This window comes from Halobacteriovorax sp. DPLXC-1, from assembly GCF_036903125.1.
In the GTDB taxonomy this organism is placed as follows: domain Bacteria; phylum Bdellovibrionota; class Bacteriovoracia; order Bacteriovoracales; family Bacteriovoracaceae; genus Halobacteriovorax_A; species Halobacteriovorax_A vibrionivorans.
In genome coordinates, this window is the sequence record NZ_JAYMCO010000002.1 from 195,646 (window position 1) to 216,781 (window position 21,136).

Consider the following 21,136-nt stretch of genomic DNA (forward strand, 5'->3'; position numbering starts at 1 on the left):
ATGATTTCAAAACAATTTGAGCTAATACCCTTTAATCAAGGCGACCCTAACCTACCAGAGCTTAGGCTTCTGGCAGAGGTTAAGGTCGTTGAAGATTATATGTACTTTCATTTTACGATGAAAGGTAATATCGACACTGTCTACTTCAGTAAGAATAATGAAAAATGTAATCGTGTTATTGGCCTTTGGACTCAAACTTGTTTTGAATTCTTTATCTTAAATAAGTTAGATGGTGAGTACTACGAATTTAACTTTGGAACAGACTCAAGTTGGAATTGTTTTGTCTTTAACTCGTACCGATCGGAACTAACAGAATATGAAGAGATCGATATTGATAATATTAACATAGATCATCATGATAATTCATTTAATCTAGACTGTCGTTTTCCACTAAAAGTTCTCGGCCATCAATTTGAGGACCTAGCAAATATAAAAGTAACTCCTACGTGTGTAATAAAAACAAGTGAAAATCAGACACTATACTACTCAAATAAGCACCCTGATTCGAAGCCGAATTTTCATCATCCAGAAAGTTTTGTTGATTTAGTTTAGTATTCAGTGAGATCGTCTTTGTCCTCTTTGACATCGACATTTTTTAAGATGTAATCAATTTTTGAGTCTTCATCCTTAAACTCAGTCTCGCCATCAATATTATAATCAGCAAGATCTCGCTCTTGTTTTTTCAGCTCTTGGGCCTTTTCCATCTCTATCTTTGACTTAAGGTCATTCTTTAAGATCTCATCACGGCCAGAGAAAGTCTTACCGTATTTTTGTTTGGCAAAATCATATAAACCAAAAAGTTGAGATGTTTTATAATCACCTTTTTCTAAATAATAGATCATCTCTTTATAAAATGATTGATTTTCAAGCTCATGTGACCACGCGGAATAAATTAGTAGCATACCTTGATAATCAAAGCGCTTTTGATACTTTAACTTTCTAAATTCATTATACATTGCTAGAGAACTTTCTTGATCTCTTGAGAGTTCAAGCTTTAAATTCTTCATCATTTTATCTTTAACAACATTATGATCTGGATGTTTTTCATTGTAGTGAATATCAAATTGATAAAGCCTTCCCTTTTCATAGAAGTAGCTGCGAGCAAGACCTTTTAAATCATCCTTTTTATACTCTTCGATAATATGAAATGGGCCATTTTGAACAATTCGTTTTGCATTATGTGCAAAGTATTTCTGCCTAAGCTTATAAATATAAAGATAATAACCTAATTTAGAAATTGGATAATCTTCTAAAAGGCTTTTTACATCTTTATAACTATAGAGATTATAATTTTTAATTTTAATATTTAAATTAAGCATATCTAACCAAACTTGTTGATTGGTCGCAGGCTTAATGAATTGAGTAATAATTGGTAAGTTGAATATTTCATCTATTGGAATAGATGGATTGAACTTTGAGACCTGAAAGCCAGAAACTGATGCTACTAACAAACCTTTATGGTCAAGAATATCAAAGTATGGATAAGTTCTACCTTTTATAATCTTAGGTCTAGGAAAAACCTGAAACGTAACATCTTGAAAAGGTACATCAAAAGAGTAATTAGAGAAGTGTATCTTCTTCCAAAACACAGTCTTTCCACGTTTAATTTCAGAAGGAAGCAGACCTGAATAAAGAATATTGCGTCTATCAGTGGCAATAAAGTAATCCGATTGTACCCCTTCACTCTGGAAGGTATAATAGAAACGGTAAGGCATTGTAATAACGAGATAAGCACTCAAAATTACAAGGCCAAAAATGGTGAAGGTGAAAATAATCTTCTTCATCAATCAACTTATCGGCTAAAAAGATAAGAAACTACATGAAAAATTAATATTTTTTCAGATTTGCCGATAAGAAGACTGTAAGAATACGGAGTAATAAATGAAAAACTTTATTTTTATCACAACAGTTTTAGCTCTAACCTCTTGTGTAGCACCACGAGAGACACGCTCAATCTATGACAATGGCACAGCGGCAACAGGGAGCACTTCAAATTCGACAGGCGGAACAATTGATATTGATGACTCTTCATCAAGCTCAAACAACGGAGCAAATATCCCAAGTGAAATTGCTCATTGTAAATGGTCCCTAGACGGCCAGACAGGCTTTGAAAACTCAAATAATCAACACCTCGGCCCAAGTACGGTATGTCAGTCTAGAACTAATGAAACAAATATTTACATACAAGTTAAGAACCCAGACTCAAATTCACGTGTCTGTGTTATCCCTACTTCAGAAGTTTCAGGAAATGCTATTTTCCTTGGAGCAGCTCAATGTAAGTATATTAGTAGTTCCGGAACAATCTCAAAATTTGTCCTATCTAAAAACCGAGACTACGGTCGCTACCAGAACTTTAGAATCAATAGTGTTATGATCATGAAGGAGAAAACTTATGACTTCCCTTCACCTTTTGATCGTGAGCTAATTTCTTATGATGCTTATTTTATGTGTTCAATTAATATCGATCTCTATAATGATCGAACTTATTGTGACGCCTTTAAGCAGCTTGGTGAGTACTACTACAAATCTTTTTAATAATTAGAATTTAATGGGCAAGCTTATTTCCATCAAGAAGCTTGCCTTGCTTATACGCATTAGACAAATCCCCATCAATTGTTGGAAATGAAAGCACTGGAATGATCAGTGTCTGATCTTCTTTTTCAAGTCTCATACAAAGTGCAATATAAAAGAAGCTTACTCCAGAGCGCTCAAAAGCCTTAAAATAGGCCAGTGCCTGATCTCCATCTTCATCATCAAACTCATAGAGTTCATCATAACTTTCAACTGTCTTTTGTAAATATTCCATATAAAGAGCAAAGTCTTCAAAAGGAATATCGAACTCTTTTCTTTGAGTCATCATCTCTGCCAAAAGCTTTGATTTTTTTAATTCAATTTCTTCCATATCGTCATTATCAATTAATGACTCTCCAGGAAGCTCTTTCTGATGATAATCTTCTAAAGAATCGACTTCTTCACCTATTTGAAAGTTTTGAATGAAGTATTCATTAGATGAGGCCGTTAAGGCCAGAACAAATGAAGGAGTATGATCAAAAACAAAGCACAAGGCCACAAGATAAGCCTCTTCACCTTCAAACTCTACTTTAGAAATAAAGCTAAAAATCTCTTCTTTTAGATCATTTTCAAGGCGCCATATTTCATCTGGACGATGAAGAACTCTATCCACATATGTTGGATTATCTAATAATGATAAACAGGCCTCTTCTTCAATATTTAGATCTTTTCTTTTCTTATCAATTTTTCCCGTAAAGTAATCGATTAACGGAGAATAGAATTTTTCAATACAGACTTCACTGCAAAAGCTTAAACTAGAACCGTCTTCTACAAAGAGTAGATCCTCGATATCCTTGACGACTTTCTTACAGTTCTTACAGTAGTAAATATTATCTGATATTAACAATGATCAATCCTTCGTTATTTTTTTATGATCTATTTAGATCGCAATATTTAGGCCAGCAAATAATGTATTCCCATAAGCTGCTGGCAGTCCCCAAATCTTTAGTGATGAGCTCATTAAAGATGAATCTGGGCGAGAAGCTTGAAAAACTGCCCCAAGGTTTAAGCGAACGGCGTTGGCCATCTTTAAAAACATTTGAGGTTTAATATAACTATATTTTAAATCACTAGAAAGGTAATTGGCACTTAAGAAATCACTAGCACCGACTTTAACCTCACCATAAGTTAAGAGAAATTGAATTTCTGAAGAAACCATTATTCCTAAGTCTGCACTCCATTGACTAATATCACCAATGCTCATTTCTTCATCATCAACGAGACCTTCAGTAAAAGTACGTTCATATGTCAGGCCCAAGGCCGCCGCACCAAATCTCTTCTCAGTCGTCACACCCACAAAGCGATCACTTCTCTTAGTTGAAAATTCACTCTTGCCACTAAAATTAGTACCGACAAAGATATCAAAAATTAACTTATTATAATCGTTTCCAATATCAAGCCAATTAAAGCCAAGTTTAGCGCTAGAATTACCTTGTTCATATTCAGATGTCTCAAGAGACTGAGCACCATTCATTCCAAGCTCAACAAAGATACCATGAGAAAAAGTTCCCTTGATCTTCATATTAAGCATATTTATATTCTCATCAGTATAAAAGGCTTTTGCTGATGTATAGCCTAGAGAAAAATCCACGGCCTGTGGAAGAAATCCCCAATCAAATCCAGAACTAGCAGGAGCAGAAGTCTTAGCTCTTGATTGTCTAACCACAGGAGCTGGACTTGTTGTCGTTGGATCATACTTAGTAGCACTTGAGCCACCAGAATAATCAACTAAAGCGTTGGCATTTAAAGTTAATGATAAAAATGAAATTGCAGCAATAGATTTTAATCCGTTCATTTTGATAACATTCCTTGTATTTTAGTTTTGCCATCATGGCATTCTCTTAATTTTATCTTTATTATTTCTTAAATACAATGGCCGCATATCTTACCTAGCGACTCAACTATTCTATAAATACAATAAGTTACTCAGATCCTGTTCGAAAAAACCTAAAATTGCTGCGAGGCTTCTGGAAATGTATTCCGTCTGCCATCTTGGCCCTAAAGTTTATAAAATAATGGAGACGAATTAAGGAGGATGAGTTGATCGAATTAGGATTTTTAAAACGCTATGATTCAATTAAAAGGTTAATCGATTTTGGGGCAAATGGTTATTACCCATTATTCGAGGACATTTCAATTCAGGAGCGTTTCGAAGAAGTAAGAATGACAAAGGCACAGCGCCTTAAAGCTAAAAGTCTTCTCAAGAAGATTTCAACTCATAATAACCTAGAGAAACAAAGAGTTCTATTTTCATCTTTTGAGGAAATGGATAAGTACATTGTTGCTCGTGCACTGATGGAAATGGTGGAAGGAAAGATTTTAGATGCTAATCCGCAGCTTCAATAAAATTCTTCTCGCATCACTGCTAACTCTCAGTATTCAAGCAGAATATCGAGTCTATCAGTATATGGTTTCTTCACGCCTACAGCCTCAAGGGCCAGCAAGTGTTATCGTCACTTCAACTCTTGATCCAAATTCATATGTAAAATATAACGGCGGAAATCGTTCAATTCGTGTAAACTTATTAAAAACATGGATGTGTAAGGGACATACTGGTAACAAGATGCCATGTAAGTCACCACTTGCACTAACAGCGCCAATTTTGGAAAGTGCTGAACAAGAAAGGCCAGGTGCTCAAAACTTATGAAGTTAGAAGACTCTACCCAATTCACAAAGGCCAACCTACGTCTTAAAGACCAAAGGGATCGCGTCATCAAGCAAAAGAAGCTTGAGATAGAAAATATAAAAAAGAATTACAATAAACAAGTTCAGGATCAACGTATAATTGGTGAAGAAAAACTCGATGCCGTACGAGATCAAAACCAAGTTGCTATTATCGAGTCACTTGGCCAAAAAGAAAATCGTCTTAATAATATAAAAGAGAGTCTAGATAAGACGACACAACAATTTAATAAGCAAGAAAAATTCAACAAGGCCCAATTTGACGCCAATATTGATGCTATTAGAGACAATTACCAAGAACAAATGGAATATGTACATCAAAGAGGTCAAGAAGAGCTCGAGGATACATCACAAAATGTAAATGAATTGGCCAAAAAGATAAAATATGACAATGAAGACTTTATCATTGAAGAAACTGCAAAAGCAAAAAATCGTGCAAACGAAATCGAAGTCAGAAATGATAACTTCATTATGGGTATCAATAAGAAATACGATCAAAGACTTGAAAGCCTATCTAAAGAAAATAAGAACGAAATTCATCAACTTGAAAAAGATCAAAGGCGTGAGTTTAGTAAATTAAGAAGTGATCACTTTCACAAGATGTCTCAGACAGACGCTTTTCAAAAAAATGAAGTGATAAGTCAGGAAGCTTTTCACAAAGACAATATAAAATCCAAACAAGAAAATTTTGAAAAGAGATATAAAGAGCTACAAAAAGAGCATAATGGGTTAATGGGCCGCTTAAAAGAAAAGATCGACCAAGAGCTTAATAGCCTAAAAGAATACTATACAAAGGCAAAGACCAATATTACGGAGAAGGCCTCTGATAAATTCTACAATATCTCTAAGCTTTCTCCTCAAGTGAGATCAGATGAGAAATTCTATTATTTCTCTATTGAAGTACCAGAGCATGAGGAATCAACAATTCATATCAATGCACAAGAAAGAGATATTACTGTTACTCAAAACCGTAAGTTTGATCAACGTGTCGAAGAAGGTGACAACGTTTTTAAATCAAAGAGATCTGAAAGCCTTGTAAAGCAATTTAAAGTTCCTGATATTCTTGACGGAACAGAAGTCACACGTAAGTACGATAAAGAGGCTTCTCTACTAACATATCGAATCGCTAAGAGATAATTTTCTTAATGATCGTGATCTCTTTGGTGAATCTCGACTTTATTAACACGAATAAGAGTTTTAATTTCACGTCTAATTTGCGGGATCCATCTCGGATGAAGGTGAACATTTAGAGTTAAAAGCCTTTCATCAGAAACAGCATCTAAAACCTCTTCGCTCACAATTTCTATATCTTCAACTCTTGAGTAAAGAATTTCTTTAACGTGACCGCGAATTCGTCCATTTGATAAGACTTCAATATAGAAGTTTTGCTTGGCACGATCTGATTCGAGAATTTTATACAGTGGATTAATTAATCTTAAGACTGCAAATAGAGAAATTGAGATTAAGCTGGCAATTACTGGATATCCAAAACCAACTGTCATTCCAATGGCGGCAACAACCCAAACGGTAGCTGCTGTCGTCATTCCAACAACATTGCCTCGACCTTGAATAATAGCACCAGCACCTAAGAAACCAATCCCACTTACAATCTGAGCGGCCATACGATTTGGATCCGCTACGGTTCCCATATGCTCTGTCATCGTTAAAACACTTAAGGCAGTATATGTAGCTGCTCCCAGGCAGATCAGCATATTTGTCTTAATTCCGGCCGATTTCATCTTTTGCTCACGGTCATAGCCTATAAATCCACCTAAAAGAATAGAACTAACTACTTTAATACCCATGGAAATATAAACCGGCTGCTCACCCAGGAATTCAATATACATATAACCTCTATTAGAATAAAATAACGTAAAGTCTATTTTAACAAGGAATTATAAGTTGAAAAGGGCCAAGGCCGTAAATTTTTTGGCCATCCAAACAAATAACTACCTAAATCTTAAAGCTGACTTCACAATGAGTGAAAATCTATACTCTGTAAATAAAGACTTCGAGAAGTTTGAGGCCCGCTTCCCTATTCAAGCATATAAGCTACTAAGGGCATATGAATTTGAGATCAAAGTAGTTGTTTTAGGAAAGAATAACGAAACGCTATTTACAAAAACTCTTGAAACGGACTCATATGGTGGACTTTTAGCTAAAATACCTCTGCCTAAAGATAGCAAAGAATCGATATCAAAGATCGAAATCTATGAAACTTCAAAATATCCAGGCCTAGAATTACTGCTAGGAACATATATACCACTAAAAATTACAGATAATAGAAAGATCATTATTTGTGACTTTGATAAGACTCTTGTTGAAACCAAGTATTCAAAACCGAGTGAGATTTATGACTCTTTAACAAGTCCTCTTAAAAATTATCCGACTTTAGAAAACTCAGTAAAAATCTTAAAAGAATATATAAATGATGGCTATCACCCGTTTATCCTCTCGGCCTCTCCACACTTCTACGAAGAAGCAATTAGAGATTGGTTATATGCTAATGAGATCTTTACTGCTGGTATTTTCTTAAAAGATTATCGTCGAATTCTATCAATTTTAGAAAATGATTTATCACCAAAAGATATTAAAACTCAGGGTATCTATAAACTTGGCCATCTACTAGATATTATAAATATGACTGATATCCCATCATCATTAGTCTTAATGGGTGATAATTTTGAGTCTGACCCTCTTATTTACTTAACATTTTCTGAGCTACTAACCGGTAGAGTTGAACCACGTCAATTATGGAATGAATTAAAACGAGTTGAAGACTTTAAGGTAACGGCAAGGCAAAATGGCCTATTCTTAAATAAAATCTTTCAAATCAAAGATAGTGTAAAACAACATGGCCTAGATAAAGAAATTAAAATCTACATTCGAAAAAAGGCCCAAGAAAAAGAATTAAGAGTCAAGGCCCCTTTTGATAGCTACTCTGGTAAGATTAGCCTATATGAGGGACACTTAGGCAAAGAGTAGCTCTGGTGCCCAAAGAATGATTTGACCAATACAAATATAGAGCCCAACTCGATGGAACCTCTCTGTAAAGTCCTGGCCAAAGGCCTTTGATATTTTTTTTGAGATTGGCCAATTTGCAGGTGAAAAACGTGTTAACTCAACAGCAACTCTTAATCCTGATAGAGCAACACATACGGCAATAAAAGTTTGATTGCTAGGATTAACAAGTGAACTTAAAATATTAGACATGAATACTCCTATGACTTCACAAAAACGTAAAAATGCCCACCATGAATTAATGGACATTGAACTCTTCGGAGAGGTCACAGATGGTATTTACCAATTAGCTTCAATCGATAAAGAAGACGTAAATCTTGCCTGGAAACAAATTCAAGAAAGTTCATTTTTTGGCCCCAAAGCATTGAAAACCCCAATACACAAGTTTTTCAGTCTCCTATTCAAAAGAAGACTCGAAAAGTCGAGCAAAGAATTAATAGAAGATGACTATTATCGATCAAGTTTTAATGAACTTATAAATCAATATGCACAAGGACTGGGGACTTCACAGGAGAATGCCTTATACCTTGTTTATATGAATGAATTCTTAAACAATCCTGGTGCTATCTTTGATGAGATTGATGACTTTCATTTAAGAGATGATAAGTATAAAGAATTTATCAACTCTCCTATTCAAGATTCATTCTTTGATAAACTTCGATTTGTTCATTTTAAATGTGAAGGAAGTCTTCAGGCTTATGTTTTACAAGACCTTCTATCTCCATTTGCACCTTATGGTGGCATAAATGAAGCAGGCCTAAGTATTGGCCTTGTTCAAAGAGAGGCCCTTACTTTAAACTATGAAGGAGAAAATGCTTCTTACCTTGCACTTGTCACTCTCTTAGGTTGTGACACTATTGAGTCGGCCTGTGATTTTTTAAAGCAAAGACAATTAGTCTTTCATTGGGAATTTCATTTAAAAGATGAAAGTGGAAATTATAAAATTGTAAAAATAGATGGTAAGAATACAAAGGTTTTAGATGGTGGTGAATTTGAAACTCTTGAAAGTAAGAGTGAGTTAAAGAGGCATATAAATATATACCAAAAGAGCTTTCTACCTATTAGTCATGCTTGTTTAAGCTTTGATGCAAATAGCTTGGCCTTAACACTATTTGATTCAAAAAATCTCTCTATTCATCACTACTTTAAGAAAAATGTCTTCACGCAAGATACAACAAAAATTTCTAAAGGCTCGAGGCCAACTAAGAAATTAGAGTCAATTCTAAAATTAAAAAGACTTTTAAATGATGCCCAACTGGCCTTTAACGAGAATGATGAAGAAAGATGCTATCATTATTTACAATTAGCAATTGATCACTCAAAGAAGAACTTCTCAAATGATAAAGAGTTAATAGCAAAACTTGAGCTTATCTTTTGCACTTGCCAATATATCTATGAATCTCATCCTGAAACCTATCAATTTATATTATCTAATATTTTAAAAATACACCCAAGTCTTCCTATAGAGCATCAGGAATTAGCAAATATTCTTATTCAAAGAATACAAATTCTTGCAAATCTTAAGAAGCAAACACCAACAGCAAATAAGCTGCTAAAGAGAATATTTTTTAATGAGTCACAGCTTGGAAAAGTAGCGCACTTGGCACTAAAGAAAACGACTCTTCTTAGGCCTAATCACCTCGATTTTAGGCCAATCTCTGGCCTGTAAGCTTGTTTACAATGTAAATAAAATTACAAGATATTTAAGCGCCTGATAGCATCAGCAAATTTCTTTTTCTTCTCTTTTGCTTTCTCTTTGGCCCGTTGATGCTTTTCATAGATTGATTCGAAAATATTCTTACGTGTCTCTTTATGCTTGTCTTTATACTTCTTTTTGGGACTCTTCTGGTCTTCGTGAATGGCCTCAACATAGCCTCTAATAAGCGATAAGCGCTTACTATCGTTAATATTGTCTTCGTAGTTTTTAGACCCTTCAGCACCACGACCTGGCTCTTCAACAGGTACCTGATCATTGCTTACCTGCTCTGTTGGATGTGGCAATCGTTCAAGTCTTTTGATGTTTAATGCCATGCGTATATTATAACCCTAATTCTTTTAAACAATATTTAAATATTATAAAAACTACTGCAATTAAGTTACTGTAATTACTCACTTTTTAAAGATAATTATAAATGTGATTAGGTTGACATTAAAAATCTGTCTCATTCATGTTAAAAGAGCGTAATTTCAAAATGTTAGATTTTTTTAGAACGCAAATATTACGTTTATATATGCATGCATTAGCAACATGCTTTAATAGAGGAGAACAACAAATGAAACACACAATCGTTGCTATTATGAGTATTGCTCTAGCGATCACAACAGGTATCTCATGTAAAAGAGATATGAAACTAGGAAGCAAAGACAATCCTGTAAAACTTTACTTCACTCCATCTGTAGACGCAGACACAATTGCATCGAACTCTGTTCACTTCATTAAATTCCTAGAAAAAGAAACTGGATACTTCTTTAAGACAGGTATCCCTACTAACTATATCTCTGTTGTTGAATCATTTGGTTCAAAGAGAGCTGACATTGCAGTTATGAACTCATTTGGTTATTTAATGGCCAATGAAAAATATGGTGCAAGTGCAAAGCTTAAAGTTCTTCGTTATGGACATGATTACTACCAAGGACAAATCATTGCTCACGTAGACAGTGGTATTAACTCAATTAAAGACTTAGAAGGTAAGAAATTTGCTTACACTGACCCATCGTCAACTTCAGGTTATATGTTCCCTTTAAAGATTATGATGGAAAATGATGTAAAACCAGGAAATACAACTTTTGCAATTAAGCACGACAACGTTGTAACAATGGTATACCAAAGACAAGTAGATGCTGGTGCAACTTACTACTCAGCACCTTCTGAAGACGGAACAATCCGTGATGCACGTTCACGTGTAAAAACTCAATTCCCAGATGTTGAAGATAAGGTAAAAATCGTTCAAATTACTGAGAAGATCCCAAATGACCCATTCGTATTCAGAAAAGGACTTCCACAAGAAGTTACTGATAAATTCATCGCAGCGGTAAAAAAATACATAGCTACACCAGAAGGTAAGGATGTATTCGAAAATATTTACAGTGTTGGTGGCCTAGTTGATACAACTGATGCAGATTATGATGGATTAAGAAACGTAATTAAAACACTAAATATTAACTTAGAAGAGCAACTTCAAAAGAAATAATATACAAAAATCTATAAAGTGAGAACAAACATGATTTTAGAAGTCAAAAATGTTAATAAAGTCTATCCAAATGGATGCCACGCCCTAAACAACGTAAGTTTCAACGTTGATAAAGGTGAATTCCTAGTAATTATCGGTCTATCAGGTTCTGGTAAATCGACAATGCTAAGATGTATGAACCGTCTTCACGATGTAACAAGTGGAGAAATCAACTTCGAAGGTAAAGACATTACAAAGTTAAAGGGTGCCTCAATGAGAGAAGCGCGTTCAAACATTGGAATGATCTTTCAACATTTTAACTTAATCCCAAGAAGAACTGTTATGACTAACGTTCTTTCAGGAACTCTATCTAAAACAGGTGTTATCAAGTCAATTTTTGGTATCTACTCAGAAGAAGATAAGAAAAAAGCACAAGATTACATCAAGATCGTAGGCCTTGAAGGTAAAGAAAACGTAAGAGCAGACAACCTTTCAGGTGGTCAACAGCAACGTGTTGCGATTGCACGTGCACTTATGCAAAACCCAAAGGTACTTCTTGCTGATGAGCCTGTAGCGTCTCTTGACCCTGCAACTTCACACTCGGTTATGCAATACCTGAAAAAGGTAAATGAAGAACTTGGAGTAACTGTAATTTGTAACCTACACTTCCTTTCACTTGTAAGAGAGTACGCTTCACGTGTTGTAGCTCTTAAAGGTGGAAAACTTATCTATGAAGGTCAACCTCTAGATATCAACGAAGAATGGTTCCAAACAATTTACGGTGAAGATGCCGTTGAAGTAACAATTAACTAATTACTTTGATTAAATAGGACAATATATAATGACAACGACAACTCAAACTGCAGACAATCAAGTTAATAACTTACCAAAGCGTAAGGAAGATAAAACTACTTGGAAGATGAAAATGAATTTTTATTCATTTGTAATCGACTTCCTAGTATGGTCATACCTTGCACTAGTTTCATGGAAAATCGTATGGGAGAAGCTAATCTTAGGTCTTCGTTACCCAGACTTTACTTGGAATCAACCACTAATAGCACTTGCTATCGGTTTTGCTATTTCAGCAATCCTTTATAAAACTAAAATGTCACTAGGACGTGGAATTACAGGTATCATGAAAAGAGATGAGAATACTCCTTTCATGAAAGAGCCATTTTCTTTCGTTCTTATTGCGACAGTAGTTTTAACATTCATTGCTAGTATTTATATTTCTCAAATTTCAATTTACGAATTCTTATCTGAATCGGGAATGACAGGAGCAAAGAGAATCTTTACAGCTCTTTTAACTCCAAACTTTGCAATTTTTGAAGAAGCACTATTTGCAGCAATTGAAACAATCTACATGGCCTTCATTGCAACAGCGGTAGCGCTACCAATTGCATTCTTACTAGCATTCTTTGCAGCAAGAAACCTAATGAATGGTTCACGTTTCACAATGACTATTTATACAATTGTACGTTTCTTCTTAAACGTATCACGTTCAATTGAGCCTCTAGTATGGGCGATTATCTTCTCTGTATGGGTTGGTATCGGGCCATTTGCTGGTATGATGGCACTTTGTCTTCACTCTGTATCATCTCTATCAAAGCTTTACTCAGAGCAAATTGAAAACGTATCTAATGGGCCAATTGAAGCAATGATGGCAACAGGTGCTCACCCTATCCAAGTTATTTGGTTTGGTGTTGTTCCACAAATCGTTCTTCCATACCTATCATTCACTATCTACCGTTGGGACATCAATGTTCGTATGGCCACAGTAATTGGTCTAGTTGGTGGTGGTGGTATTGGTACTATGCTAATGCAATACCAAGGTCTGGCAAAGTGGAATGAAGTTGGTCTTCTTGTAATCGTAATTGCAACGATTGTATGGGTAATGGACTGGCTATCTTCTAATATCCGTGAGGCTATAAAGTAGAAACTAAAATAAAAGCTTTATATAAGAAAAAGGCCCTCGAAATGAGGGCCTTTTTTATTGGTTAATATTTACCGTTTTTATAAACGTTTTCATATGAATCTTGAAATTTATATGAATCGAATTGTTTCTTAGAAGAAGGTCCTCTATCAGGAGTACTACTGCAAGATACTAAAGTTAGTCCTAGAATTGCTAATGTTATAATTTTTTTCATATTAATTTCCTTTAATTATTCAAATTTAAATCTATTCACACATTCCTTTCTTTACAAAAGAGTCCTTAATTTTCATGGCATCACCTTTCGTATACCAATATTGGCTATGGGGCTTTTCATGAATTAAGATACGATAATGATTCTTTGATGGGTGCTTTTGAAGAGCACAACTACCTTCTACTGAAGCAACTCCCCTGCTCGGCGAACTACCACAAGACACTAGCGTAACTCCCAAAGTTACAATTGCTAAAATTCTTTTCATTATTATCCTCCTACGTACATTTTCACGTACTATTTTTATCGGTTATTCAACTTCTTAACTTTAGTAAATGAGTCAAATATTATTGTATTTTAAAATTTCGACGAATCGTGTATGCTACTAAAAAGGAGAAAAAATGAAAGGAAATCAAGAAGTTATCGATATTTTTAATGAGTTACTAACACAAGAGCTATCGGCAATTGATCTGTACTTTCTCCACTCTCGTCTCTTCCAAGATATGGGACTTACAAAGCTCTATGAAAGAATTGATCATGAAAAAGATGATGAAACTATTCATGCAACAAAGCTAATCGAGAGAATTATCTTTTTAGAAGGAATGCCAGAGCTAGGAACTAGACTTCCGTATAGGCCATCTCGTGACGTTAAAAAGCTTATTAGTGATGAACTTGAATATGAGCTTGCTAATAGCAAAAAGCTAAAAGAGGCCATCGCACTTTGTGAGAAATATAGTGACTTCGTATCTCGCGATATCCTTTTAGAGCTATTATCAGATACTGAAAACGATCATATTGATTGGCTTGAAACTCAACTTTCTCTGATTGAAAAAGTCGGAATTGAGAATTATCTACAAACAGCTAGTGAATCCGTTTAAGAAATATTAAAAAACATTAAACATTCGTTGTTTTTTTACTTATAATTATGAAAACAATTTAAAGAACACGGATGTTTTATGAAATTTAATTATCTACTTATCTTAACTCTCCTATTGGGAGTTCACTTCAACAGTTACGCTAAATTTGCAAAAGTTGTCTCTATCAGAGGAAAAGTCTCTCAACTTCCTCCTGGAGCGATTCAAGCTTCTTGGGTCAAAAAAGGACAATTAATCAAAGAAGATACCTCGATTGTTACAAGAGTGCGCTCCTTTGTGAAAGTCCAAATTTTAGAAGATGGAAGTTATATTACTGTTGGCCCAAATACAAAGATTAAAATTGCAAAGATTGAAAAGAAAAGTGGAAGTATCATCCAGCTCTTAAACGGTAAGATGAGAGCAAAGATTAGGCCACAGGACAAGAAAGTAAAAGGACATAAGGCATTTAATAAAGTCTATATAAAGACGAAAACAATGGCATTAGGTGTTCGAGGTACTGAGTTTATCACTGTTGCTAGTCAAAAAAATAAAGCGACATCAGTTATTACATTAGAAGGTGAAGTTGCTGTAAAAAAAATCAACGAAGAAAGAGTTGATATCGAAGAAACAGTCAAAGAAAGTCTTGATCGTGATGATGTTACACTTGTAAAAAAAGGTAGCGCATCCACAACTTATGATCACCTCTACGATGAGACTCCAGCTCAAAAAGTTAACCCTAACCAGCTAATTGCCTTAGAGAAAAACGAAACACTTGAGACAGTATCTGCAAAAGAGATTCAAAAAGCTCCAGAAGCAAAACTAAATGAAACGCAAGTTTCATATCTTTATGGTAAGGATACAAAAGTAGATGAGATTCCAAATAATGGTGCCATCGTGGATCTCGACTCTGCCATCTTTATTCCTGAAATTAAAGATGAGTCTTTAAAAGTTGGTGATATTGACAAGAACACAGGACAATTCATTGCGGCCAATAATGTAAAGCTAGATGAGAAGAAAGGTTTTGTTGCTGCAAATGAGAAAGATGAACAAGCAAAAGAAGTAGCGAAAAAACTTAATGAAAAGATTGAATATAGAGAAGTTAAAGGTCACGAAGTTGTGGATCATGGCACTCCTCTTTCAAGAACGTCTTATTTAACAAATATGCACAATAGGTGGTCTGCAAGCTTTGGAATGGGTGCTCGCCGAATGGGCTATTACTCAATGGATAATAACGACAGCAAAAGTAACTACGTCGGTGCAGGAATAACGGCCGCTGTTTACTATCAACAAGTATTTAACAAACGTCTTTATGCTCGATATAAGATTGGCGTTGATTCAATCTATATGTTTCGTGATGATCAAAGACCAGAGAATAAAGATGATGACTTTATTTCACCTGAACTTGCTGCTGATATCTACTATCGTCTAAATTCTGAGTTAAGATTTAAAGTAGGATACCATCTACAAGATGAATTTTTCCTAACAGGACGTTTCGAAACAAGCTTAACTCCAGTATTAGATCAACGTACACAATTTATTCCTTATATGACTTTTGGAGTTGCATACGATTATAGTGACAATTGGACGTATCTTATTGACTATCGATCTTATATGCCAAGCTCTGATAGACCAAATATTAATGTCTATACAGGTAAAGGATTTGAAATTGGAGCAAGAAGAAAACTTTCTTCTACGACAGCTCTACTCTTTAATCTGATCCATAGAGAATTCCTAGCTCAAGATATTAAAGTTAAAAATCTTGATCTAAATGTAAACTATGAAATGGAGTTTTAAAATGAAATACATACTAATCTTAGCAGCATTAATCTCACTCACGTCATGCTTTAAAACTGATGTAGATGGAGATGTTTTTCTTTTTGAAAATGATAATTCAGCACAACTTACATTTAAAATGGATGGCCTAAACGGAAGCGCATACTTTGGTATAAATGGACAATACGGGCCCTCAACTGCTGATGTTACAGCTTTTAGTAATGATAATTACTGGTGTTTAAGACGTATTAATTATAATCTTCAATCTGGTACAGATGGAGCAACGGCCTCTTGGGATATTCTAATCAACGGAACAATTGCAGGTGCAGGCGCTTACACGGCCGGACAGGAACTTAATCTAACGATTCACCCAGGTGATAATTTAATGATGTACTATAGCTGTCCGTCTTGTTCGTTAGCAACGGGCTCATTTAGTTTAGAACTCGATAAGTGCGATAATTAAAGATAGATATCAAAGCAGGTATTGTCTTGGAAAGGACCTAATTTAATTCGTCCTCCAATCTTTTCAATATCTGCTTTCACTGATGCCAGACCAATTCCTCTATCGCATCCCTCTTTAGAACTATAACCATATTTAAAAGCATTCTGTGGCTTTTTAAAGTCACTATATAATCCACTATCAATATATTTGAGATGAACTTCATTAGAGGAGTTATTTACTTCTATTTTAATCCACTTCAAGTCTTCACCTAAGGCTTCAATTGAATTCTTAATAAGATTGATGAGAGTATTCTTTACGACCTGGCAATTAACATCGACTTCATGTTGTGGTGGAATATAATCAATATTTACGTCATCATACATCTTTACGACGTCACTAATGGCCAAAGAAATGGGACAGAAGTTTTCATCTTCTTGTCGATACTTATTTAGAATATCAATGGCGTTAGTTGTTGCCATATATAGTGAGTTTACATCTTTATCAATATCCAAGCTTCTTTGATTTGACTTGTCTTTTATAATCCTTCGTAGACGTGTCCAAGTATGCTGTAAAGGATTAGATATATCATGGAGAAGCTTCGCTTCTTTTTCTCTTTGCTCTTTGAAGTCATTATTTATTTGATTAATTTCAACTCTTTGAAGTCTTGTGTATTCTACAATATCTGTGAGGAAAAATAGTGGAATCCAATATTGGAAATCAAAAACAAAATAACTTAAAGTATAGAATACATTGGCAACACTTAGTCCTAGTCCAATCTTCATTGCCAAGTCGTTGGTCTTTAAGGCTTTATAGAAAAAACTAAAGTAAATCAACCAAACGACAATAATATAACCACTTTGAAAACCTTGAAGAAGACTACTTACTTTGAAAGGAACCTGTATTTTTAAAATCTCTGAAGTCGTCTCATTGATAACATTAGGGGCCAAGCAGCAGCTTCCTCCTCCTTCAATAAAATAAAATATGATGTGAGTAACTGATACAAAAATAGCAGAGAAAATCACTATTTTATAAAAAATACGAGGGCCACTAGATTCTTTAAAATAATAACTTAAATTATTCCAATAAAGTAACTTCGAAAAACAGCCAAAAGTAAAAAGAAGTAGGCTAACAAGAACTTTCTTATCAGAATATATTGGAAAGAAATACTTCGCTAAAACTAAAAAACATACTATGGACTGAGAAAACGCCATAAGATAAGTTTTTACTCGATGTTTTGACTGTCCTTGGCCTATGCGTTTTAAATGAAGACCTGTGATTGCTAGAGATAGATAGTAACAACCGGCGGCCATTGCCAAAAAAGCAAAGCCTATATTACTCCAAAATTGTGAATCTAAAATATCTAAATAACCAAACATCTTGTCGGATATTACTATTTGCCAAGCGATTAAACAATATCTTTTGAAGATTTAGTGCTTAAACTAATTTTTCTTTTTATGATTATTTAAAGCTTCTATAATGCGGCTATTTTGCGTTGATATATCATTAGCATCATCTAAAGATATAAGGGAATTTCTCTTTAATCGATTCAACTTCAAAGAAGAAAATTGTATCGGATTTGCAATATCATGAATAACCATTCGATATGATTCATCATGCGAGCGATATTGTTCTCGTGACTGAGAGAGCTCTAGCTGTTGTAGTCTAGTATACTCAATAAGATCGACGATAAAATAAAGAGGAATCCAATACTGAAAGCCAAAAGCATGAAAACTTGTCGTATATAAAATATTAAGGACACTTAAGAGCAGGCCAAAAATCATCAGACGATCACCTTGCTTTAGTGAGATTAAGAAAAACCTTATATAAACGACTGAAACTGCCAATGTGAAAAAAGCAACTAGGCCACTAAAGGACTTATTAAGAACAAAGGGGATCTGTACTTTTAAGATAAAGTTACTTGCATTACTTTTAATAAGCTTAGGTCCTAAGCAGCACGTATGCACATCATAAAAGGCCATCCACAACAAATGGACAAGACACAGAGAAATTGCACCAAAGACAATTGATTTATATACCCATCGCATCGCTTTTGGTTCATTAAATACTTTTGATAAGTTTTCCCAGTAATAATAGCGAGCTGTGTATGTGCAAATAAACATCAAAAGTGTCGTTGCAACTTTAGCTTTTGAATAGATAGGCATAAAAAAGTGAGCAATTATAAAGAAGCAAACAACAGCTTGAGCAAAACACATGATAGATGTTTGTATCTTTTTTACTGGTTCTTTATTCGATAGATTTTGTAATGATAGGCCAGAGATACCCATCGATATAAGATAGAAAGAAGCACCTACTGTGATGCAAATATAAATGATAGCTGACCAAAGTTCGGGAACACTAATATCTGTTCCCGCTAAGAATGTATTTAAATACTCGTACATACACTATAGAATATATGCGACGAGTAAAACTAGTCAACTATCATTATTGATATTTTCTATTTAACTATTTTTGTCACTACAAATTGCCCAATAAGCATTGAGGCAATAAATGCGAAGATTTGTGAATTTAATTGCACAATATTCACAAGAGCAGGTCCTGGACAAATCCCAGCGACTCCCCAACCAATTCCAAATAAAGCTGCACCACTTACAAGCTTCTTATCCACCAACTTATTAGTAGGCATATGAAATTGTGAATCACATACTGGATTCTGTCTCATTCTAATAAGGTGAGTTGCTGCAAGTCCTATTACAACTGCTCCTCCCATAACAAAAACAAGAGCTGCATCCCAAGGAGTTTGAGACCCTGCTATATCAAGGAAGCCGATAACCTTTTTAGGATTCACCATCCCTGAAACAGATAGTCCGATTCCAAAAACAGCACCAGATAATAAGGCCATTATATTTTTCATATCGTTGCTCCTAATTGTCCCATAATAAATACTGTTATTGCTCCAGTTAACATGAATGTAATTGTGGCAATAAAAGATCTCTTTGATAGTCTTGCTAGACCACAAACTCCATGACCTGAAGTACAACCAGAGCCTAGTTTTGTACCCACTCCTACCAATAGCCCAGCAATAATGGCCCTAGGAAAGCTAAGATTAATATCAAAACTAAAGAACTCGGGACTAATAAACTTAATTAGAACTCCTCCTACAATGAGCCCCACAATAAAGAAGACTCGCCATCCCTCTCCTACAAATGCCTTATGACAGTTAAAGAGAATCCCTGATATACCAGCGACACGTCCATTAAATAACAACAACATTGCCGCAGAGAGTCCAATTAATATCCCCCCTACTAAGGGCCATAAAAAAGTATCCATAAACCACCTTTATATTTTTGAAATCTACTTCATTTCAACATCTTAATTATATATAATAAATGAATACATACTTTGATGACCATCAAATAACACTTAAATTAATAAGTGCAGAAATTTAGGAATACGATGCTTGAAGAAATATTAAAACAACTTCCAAATAAATTAATCAAAGAATACTCAAAAGGAGATCCAGTCTATAGTGAAGGTGAAGCAGCAGACCTTCTCTATATTGTACAGGAAGGTATCTTTGGTCTTTACTTTAATACACCGAGTGGAAAAGAGAGTTTCTTAAGAGTATTCACCAAGGGTGATATATTTGGTCATCGCTCATACTTTAGTAATTCTCCCTATCATGCAAATGCTGTTTGCTTGAAGAAGGGAAAAGTTCTCATTATAAGCCGTGAACAATGTGACAATATTTGCTTAACAAGCCCAGCCCTTTTAAAGCAGATGACAAAGCTTATGGCCGAAGAACTAGGAGCAGCTGAAACAAGGCTTGCGGGAATGGCAGATAAGTCAGTTAAGCGAAGGATTGTTGAAGCACTAACCTATCTCAAGTTAAAAAATCCCGATCATACATGGACAAGAAAAGAAATCGCAGACTTTGCCATGAGCACATTTGAAAGTGTTGCCCGCGTCTTAACAGAACTAGAGGAGCAACAGCTTATACATAGAGATGGGAGAAGAATTGAAATACCAGATGAAGCAAAATTACTACAATTTGCAGTAGAAAATTATTAGTTTTTTGTTAAGTTACTCACTATAAGAGTAGATAGTTTACATACAATATTGACGAGTAAAAAACCTAAAGTTAGGATGCGGCCATTACTTCACTTTCCCACAATAGGAGCTAATAATGGCACACATCTTAAAAGCAACACTTATCACAACTACGATCCTCACATCATTTATGACAAATGCATGCTTAACTGAAGTGAGCAATGAACTTCGTTATGAATTAAGATCTGATAGACCCTTAGAAGTGACGTTAGAGACGACATTAGAGGCCGGAAAAAAATTACTTAATGATCGAGGCCATGAACTAAACTCATTTAAAGAAGACAAGTTAATCTATTCTGCAGTTGGAAGTTTCCACTCAGGCTGGTTTAATGCTGCCGTTGCAGTTAACCCAAAAACATGCGAAATCGATTATATTGGTTACTTCGCAGCTGAATAAAATGACAATATGACCTA

General features: G+C 34.8%; 26 protein-coding genes. 15 read left to right on the forward strand and 11 right to left on the reverse strand.

Features of this window, described 5'->3' with window-relative positions; genetic code table 11:
- Complete coding sequence (locus VCM44_RS09140; RefSeq protein ID WP_334678617.1) at nucleotides 1-552, forward strand: hypothetical protein; 552 nt, start codon at nucleotides 1-3, stop codon at nucleotides 550-552.
- Here VCM44_RS09140 and VCM44_RS09145 read toward each other — a convergent pair.
- On the reverse strand, nucleotides 549-1,784 hold the full coding sequence (locus VCM44_RS09145) for a hypothetical protein (RefSeq protein ID WP_334678618.1): 1,236 nt from the start codon (nucleotides 1,782-1,784) through the stop codon (nucleotides 549-551). The genes VCM44_RS09140 and VCM44_RS09145 overlap by 4 nt on opposite strands.
- Nucleotides 1,785-1,881: 97 nt before the next feature.
- Here VCM44_RS09145 and VCM44_RS09150 point away from each other — a divergent pair, with 97 nt between their 5' ends.
- Complete coding sequence (locus tag VCM44_RS09150; protein WP_115362394.1) at nucleotides 1,882-2,535, forward strand: hypothetical protein; 654 nt, start codon at nucleotides 1,882-1,884, stop codon at nucleotides 2,533-2,535.
- A 10-nt stretch (nucleotides 2,536-2,545) separates the two neighbouring features.
- On the opposite strand, the gene VCM44_RS09155 is transcribed toward VCM44_RS09150, so the two are convergent.
- Both VCM44_RS09155 and VCM44_RS09160 read right to left on the reverse strand, forming a co-directional pair.
- Entirely contained in the window at nucleotides 2,546-3,418 is an 873-nt protein-coding gene (locus tag VCM44_RS09155) for a hypothetical protein (protein ID WP_115362392.1), read from the reverse strand.
- A gap of 33 nt (nucleotides 3,419-3,451) precedes the next feature.
- Nucleotides 3,452-4,366 carry a hypothetical protein gene (locus tag VCM44_RS09160; protein ID WP_115362390.1) on the reverse strand — a complete coding sequence of 305 codons (915 nt, stop codon included), beginning with the start codon at nucleotides 4,364-4,366 and terminating at the stop codon, nucleotides 3,452-3,454.
- A gap of 245 nt (nucleotides 4,367-4,611) precedes the next feature.
- Between VCM44_RS09160 and VCM44_RS09165 the strand changes: the two genes are divergently transcribed.
- Genes VCM44_RS09165 through VCM44_RS09175 form a run of 3 tightly spaced genes read left to right on the forward strand, consistent with a single transcriptional unit; the run spans nucleotide 4,612 to nucleotide 6,390 of the window.
- Entirely contained in the window at nucleotides 4,612-4,917 is a 306-nt protein-coding gene (locus tag VCM44_RS09165) for a hypothetical protein (protein ID WP_115362388.1), read from the forward strand.
- Entirely contained in the window at nucleotides 4,895-5,218 is a 324-nt protein-coding gene (locus VCM44_RS09170) for a hypothetical protein (protein WP_115362385.1), read from the forward strand. Before VCM44_RS09165 ends, VCM44_RS09170 begins: the two co-directional genes overlap by 23 nt.
- Nucleotides 5,215-6,390: a hypothetical protein gene (locus tag VCM44_RS09175; RefSeq protein WP_120404735.1), complete on the forward strand. Its 1,176-nt coding sequence runs from the start codon at nucleotides 5,215-5,217 to the stop codon at nucleotides 6,388-6,390. The genes VCM44_RS09170 and VCM44_RS09175 overlap by 4 nt, the downstream gene beginning before the upstream one ends.
- Nucleotides 6,391-6,395: 5 nt before the next feature.
- Here the strand turns inward: VCM44_RS09175 and VCM44_RS09180 are convergent, their stop codons facing one another.
- Nucleotides 6,396-7,100: an MgtC/SapB family protein gene (locus tag VCM44_RS09180; protein WP_115362381.1), complete on the reverse strand. Its 705-nt coding sequence runs from the start codon at nucleotides 7,098-7,100 to the stop codon at nucleotides 6,396-6,398.
- Nucleotides 7,101-7,155: 55 nt separating this feature from the next.
- On the opposite strand from VCM44_RS09180, the gene VCM44_RS09185 reads away from it, so the two are divergent.
- The gene (locus VCM44_RS09185) at nucleotides 7,156-8,238 is read left to right on the forward strand and encodes a phosphatase domain-containing protein (protein WP_120404734.1); all 1,083 of its coding nucleotides are present in this window, start codon (nucleotides 7,156-7,158) and stop codon (nucleotides 8,236-8,238) included.
- On the opposite strand, the gene VCM44_RS09190 is transcribed toward VCM44_RS09185, so the two are convergent.
- Nucleotides 8,224-8,466 carry a hypothetical protein gene (locus VCM44_RS09190; RefSeq protein ID WP_115362377.1) on the reverse strand — a complete coding sequence of 81 codons (243 nt, stop codon included), beginning with the start codon at nucleotides 8,464-8,466 and terminating at the stop codon, nucleotides 8,224-8,226. The genes VCM44_RS09185 and VCM44_RS09190 overlap by 15 nt on opposite strands.
- Between VCM44_RS09190 and VCM44_RS09195 the strand changes: the two genes are divergently transcribed.
- Nucleotides 8,465-9,943, forward strand: a complete 1,479-nt coding sequence (locus VCM44_RS09195) for a hypothetical protein (protein ID WP_334678619.1) — start codon at nucleotides 8,465-8,467, stop codon at nucleotides 9,941-9,943. The two genes, VCM44_RS09190 and VCM44_RS09195, sit on opposite strands and share 2 nt — an antisense overlap.
- Before the next feature lie 23 nt (nucleotides 9,944-9,966).
- On the opposite strand, the gene VCM44_RS09200 is transcribed toward VCM44_RS09195, so the two are convergent.
- Nucleotides 9,967-10,305 (reverse strand): hypothetical protein, encoded by a 339-nt coding sequence (locus VCM44_RS09200; protein WP_334678620.1) that lies wholly within the window; start codon nucleotides 10,303-10,305, stop codon nucleotides 9,967-9,969.
- A gap of 242 nt (nucleotides 10,306-10,547) precedes the next feature.
- Between VCM44_RS09200 and VCM44_RS09205 the strand changes: the two genes are divergently transcribed.
- The 3 genes from VCM44_RS09205 to phnE are packed head-to-tail and all read left to right on the forward strand — an operon-like array spanning nucleotide 10,548 to nucleotide 13,380.
- A complete protein-coding gene (locus tag VCM44_RS09205; protein ID WP_120404731.1) occupies nucleotides 10,548-11,465 on the forward strand; it encodes a phosphate/phosphite/phosphonate ABC transporter substrate-binding protein in 918 nt (305 codons plus the stop codon).
- Between the two features lie 30 nt (nucleotides 11,466-11,495).
- The gene (gene phnC, locus VCM44_RS09210) at nucleotides 11,496-12,257 is read left to right on the forward strand and encodes a phosphonate ABC transporter ATP-binding protein (RefSeq protein ID WP_115362370.1); all 762 of its coding nucleotides are present in this window, start codon (nucleotides 11,496-11,498) and stop codon (nucleotides 12,255-12,257) included.
- Nucleotides 12,258-12,285: 28 nt separating this feature from the next.
- On the forward strand, nucleotides 12,286-13,380 hold the full coding sequence (gene phnE / locus VCM44_RS09215; protein WP_199506653.1) for a phosphonate ABC transporter, permease protein PhnE: 1,095 nt from the start codon (nucleotides 12,286-12,288) through the stop codon (nucleotides 13,378-13,380).
- Between the two features lie 242 nt (nucleotides 13,381-13,622).
- Here phnE and VCM44_RS09220 read toward each other — a convergent pair whose 3' ends face one another.
- On the reverse strand, nucleotides 13,623-13,853 hold the full coding sequence (locus tag VCM44_RS09220) for a hypothetical protein (protein WP_115362368.1): 231 nt from the start codon (nucleotides 13,851-13,853) through the stop codon (nucleotides 13,623-13,625).
- Nucleotides 13,854-13,986: 133 nt separating this feature from the next.
- On the opposite strand from VCM44_RS09220, the gene bfr reads away from it, so the two are divergent.
- From bfr to VCM44_RS09235, 3 genes are all read left to right on the forward strand, one after another.
- Nucleotides 13,987-14,463, forward strand: a complete 477-nt coding sequence (bfr, locus tag VCM44_RS09225; RefSeq protein ID WP_115362365.1) for a bacterioferritin — start codon at nucleotides 13,987-13,989, stop codon at nucleotides 14,461-14,463.
- Nucleotides 14,464-14,541: 78 nt separating this feature from the next.
- Nucleotides 14,542-16,233, forward strand: a complete 1,692-nt coding sequence (locus VCM44_RS09230) for a FecR family protein (RefSeq protein WP_334678621.1) — start codon at nucleotides 14,542-14,544, stop codon at nucleotides 16,231-16,233.
- 1 nt (nucleotide 16,234) lies between these two features.
- Entirely contained in the window at nucleotides 16,235-16,675 is a 441-nt protein-coding gene (locus VCM44_RS09235; protein ID WP_334678622.1) for a hypothetical protein, read from the forward strand.
- On the opposite strand, the gene VCM44_RS09240 is transcribed toward VCM44_RS09235, so the two are convergent.
- The 4 genes from VCM44_RS09240 to VCM44_RS09255 form a co-directional block, all read right to left on the reverse strand.
- Nucleotides 16,672-18,030, reverse strand: a complete 1,359-nt coding sequence (locus VCM44_RS09240) for a hypothetical protein (RefSeq protein WP_334678623.1) — start codon at nucleotides 18,028-18,030, stop codon at nucleotides 16,672-16,674. The two genes, VCM44_RS09235 and VCM44_RS09240, sit on opposite strands and share 4 nt — an antisense overlap.
- A 63-nt stretch (nucleotides 18,031-18,093) precedes the next feature.
- Entirely contained in the window at nucleotides 18,094-19,053 is a 960-nt protein-coding gene (locus VCM44_RS09245) for a hypothetical protein (RefSeq protein ID WP_334678624.1), read from the reverse strand.
- Nucleotides 19,054-19,109: 56 nt separating this feature from the next.
- Entirely contained in the window at nucleotides 19,110-19,526 is a 417-nt protein-coding gene (locus VCM44_RS09250; protein WP_120404726.1) for a DUF6691 family protein, read from the reverse strand.
- Complete coding sequence (locus VCM44_RS09255) at nucleotides 19,523-19,942, reverse strand: YeeE/YedE family protein (RefSeq protein WP_120404725.1); 420 nt, start codon at nucleotides 19,940-19,942, stop codon at nucleotides 19,523-19,525. The genes VCM44_RS09250 and VCM44_RS09255 overlap by 4 nt, the downstream gene beginning before the upstream one ends.
- Before the next feature lie 126 nt (nucleotides 19,943-20,068).
- Between VCM44_RS09255 and VCM44_RS09260 the strand changes: the two genes are divergently transcribed.
- Together VCM44_RS09260 and VCM44_RS09265 are read left to right on the forward strand one after the other, a co-directional pair.
- Nucleotides 20,069-20,683 carry a Crp/Fnr family transcriptional regulator gene (locus tag VCM44_RS09260; protein WP_334678625.1) on the forward strand — a complete coding sequence of 205 codons (615 nt, stop codon included), beginning with the start codon at nucleotides 20,069-20,071 and terminating at the stop codon, nucleotides 20,681-20,683.
- Between the two features lie 115 nt (nucleotides 20,684-20,798).
- Nucleotides 20,799-21,119 carry a hypothetical protein gene (locus VCM44_RS09265; protein WP_334678626.1) on the forward strand — a complete coding sequence of 107 codons (321 nt, stop codon included), beginning with the start codon at nucleotides 20,799-20,801 and terminating at the stop codon, nucleotides 21,117-21,119.
- The last annotated feature ends 17 nt before the right edge of the window (nucleotides 21,120-21,136 follow it).

Bases quoted from the DNA above. Each gene is read 5' to 3' on its own strand.
- VCM44_RS09140 (WP_334678617.1), top strand. From the start codon at position 1: ATGATTTCAAAACAATTTGAGCTAATACCCTTTAATCAAGGCGACCCT.
- VCM44_RS09145 (WP_334678618.1), bottom strand. From the start codon at position 1,784: ATGAAGAAGATTATTTTCACCTTCACCATTTTTGGCCTTGTAATTTTG.
- VCM44_RS09150 (WP_115362394.1), top strand. From the start codon at position 1,882: ATGAAAAACTTTATTTTTATCACAACAGTTTTAGCTCTAACCTCTTGT.
- VCM44_RS09160 (WP_115362390.1), bottom strand. From the start codon at position 4,366: ATGAACGGATTAAAATCTATTGCTGCAATTTCATTTTTATCATTAACT.
- VCM44_RS09170 (WP_115362385.1), top strand. From the start codon at position 4,895: ATGCTAATCCGCAGCTTCAATAAAATTCTTCTCGCATCACTGCTAACT.
- VCM44_RS09175 (WP_120404735.1), top strand. From the start codon at position 5,215: ATGAAGTTAGAAGACTCTACCCAATTCACAAAGGCCAACCTACGTCTT.
- VCM44_RS09180 (WP_115362381.1), bottom strand. From the start codon at position 7,100: ATGTATATTGAATTCCTGGGTGAGCAGCCGGTTTATATTTCCATGGGT.
- VCM44_RS09195 (WP_334678619.1), top strand. From the start codon at position 8,465: ATGAATACTCCTATGACTTCACAAAAACGTAAAAATGCCCACCATGAA.
- VCM44_RS09190 (WP_115362377.1), bottom strand. From the start codon at position 8,466: ATGTCTAATATTTTAAGTTCACTTGTTAATCCTAGCAATCAAACTTTT.
- VCM44_RS09200 (WP_334678620.1), bottom strand. From the start codon at position 10,305: ATGGCATTAAACATCAAAAGACTTGAACGATTGCCACATCCAACAGAG.
- VCM44_RS09205 (WP_120404731.1), top strand. From the start codon at position 10,548: ATGAAACACACAATCGTTGCTATTATGAGTATTGCTCTAGCGATCACA.
- phnC (WP_115362370.1), top strand. From the start codon at position 11,496: ATGATTTTAGAAGTCAAAAATGTTAATAAAGTCTATCCAAATGGATGC.
- phnE (WP_199506653.1), top strand. From the start codon at position 12,286: ATGACAACGACAACTCAAACTGCAGACAATCAAGTTAATAACTTACCA.
- VCM44_RS09220 (WP_115362368.1), bottom strand. From the start codon at position 13,853: ATGAAAAGAATTTTAGCAATTGTAACTTTGGGAGTTACGCTAGTGTCT.
- bfr (WP_115362365.1), top strand. From the start codon at position 13,987: ATGAAAGGAAATCAAGAAGTTATCGATATTTTTAATGAGTTACTAACA.
- VCM44_RS09230 (WP_334678621.1), top strand. From the start codon at position 14,542: ATGAAATTTAATTATCTACTTATCTTAACTCTCCTATTGGGAGTTCAC.
- VCM44_RS09235 (WP_334678622.1), top strand. From the start codon at position 16,235: ATGAAATACATACTAATCTTAGCAGCATTAATCTCACTCACGTCATGC.
- VCM44_RS09240 (WP_334678623.1), bottom strand. From the start codon at position 18,030: ATGTTTGGTTATTTAGATATTTTAGATTCACAATTTTGGAGTAATATA.
- VCM44_RS09245 (WP_334678624.1), bottom strand. From the start codon at position 19,053: ATGTACGAGTATTTAAATACATTCTTAGCGGGAACAGATATTAGTGTT.
- VCM44_RS09250 (WP_120404726.1), bottom strand. From the start codon at position 19,526: ATGAAAAATATAATGGCCTTATTATCTGGTGCTGTTTTTGGAATCGGA.
- VCM44_RS09255 (WP_120404725.1), bottom strand. From the start codon at position 19,942: ATGGATACTTTTTTATGGCCCTTAGTAGGGGGGATATTAATTGGACTC.
- VCM44_RS09260 (WP_334678625.1), top strand. From the start codon at position 20,069: ATGCTTGAAGAAATATTAAAACAACTTCCAAATAAATTAATCAAAGAA.
- VCM44_RS09265 (WP_334678626.1), top strand. From the start codon at position 20,799: ATGGCACACATCTTAAAAGCAACACTTATCACAACTACGATCCTCACA.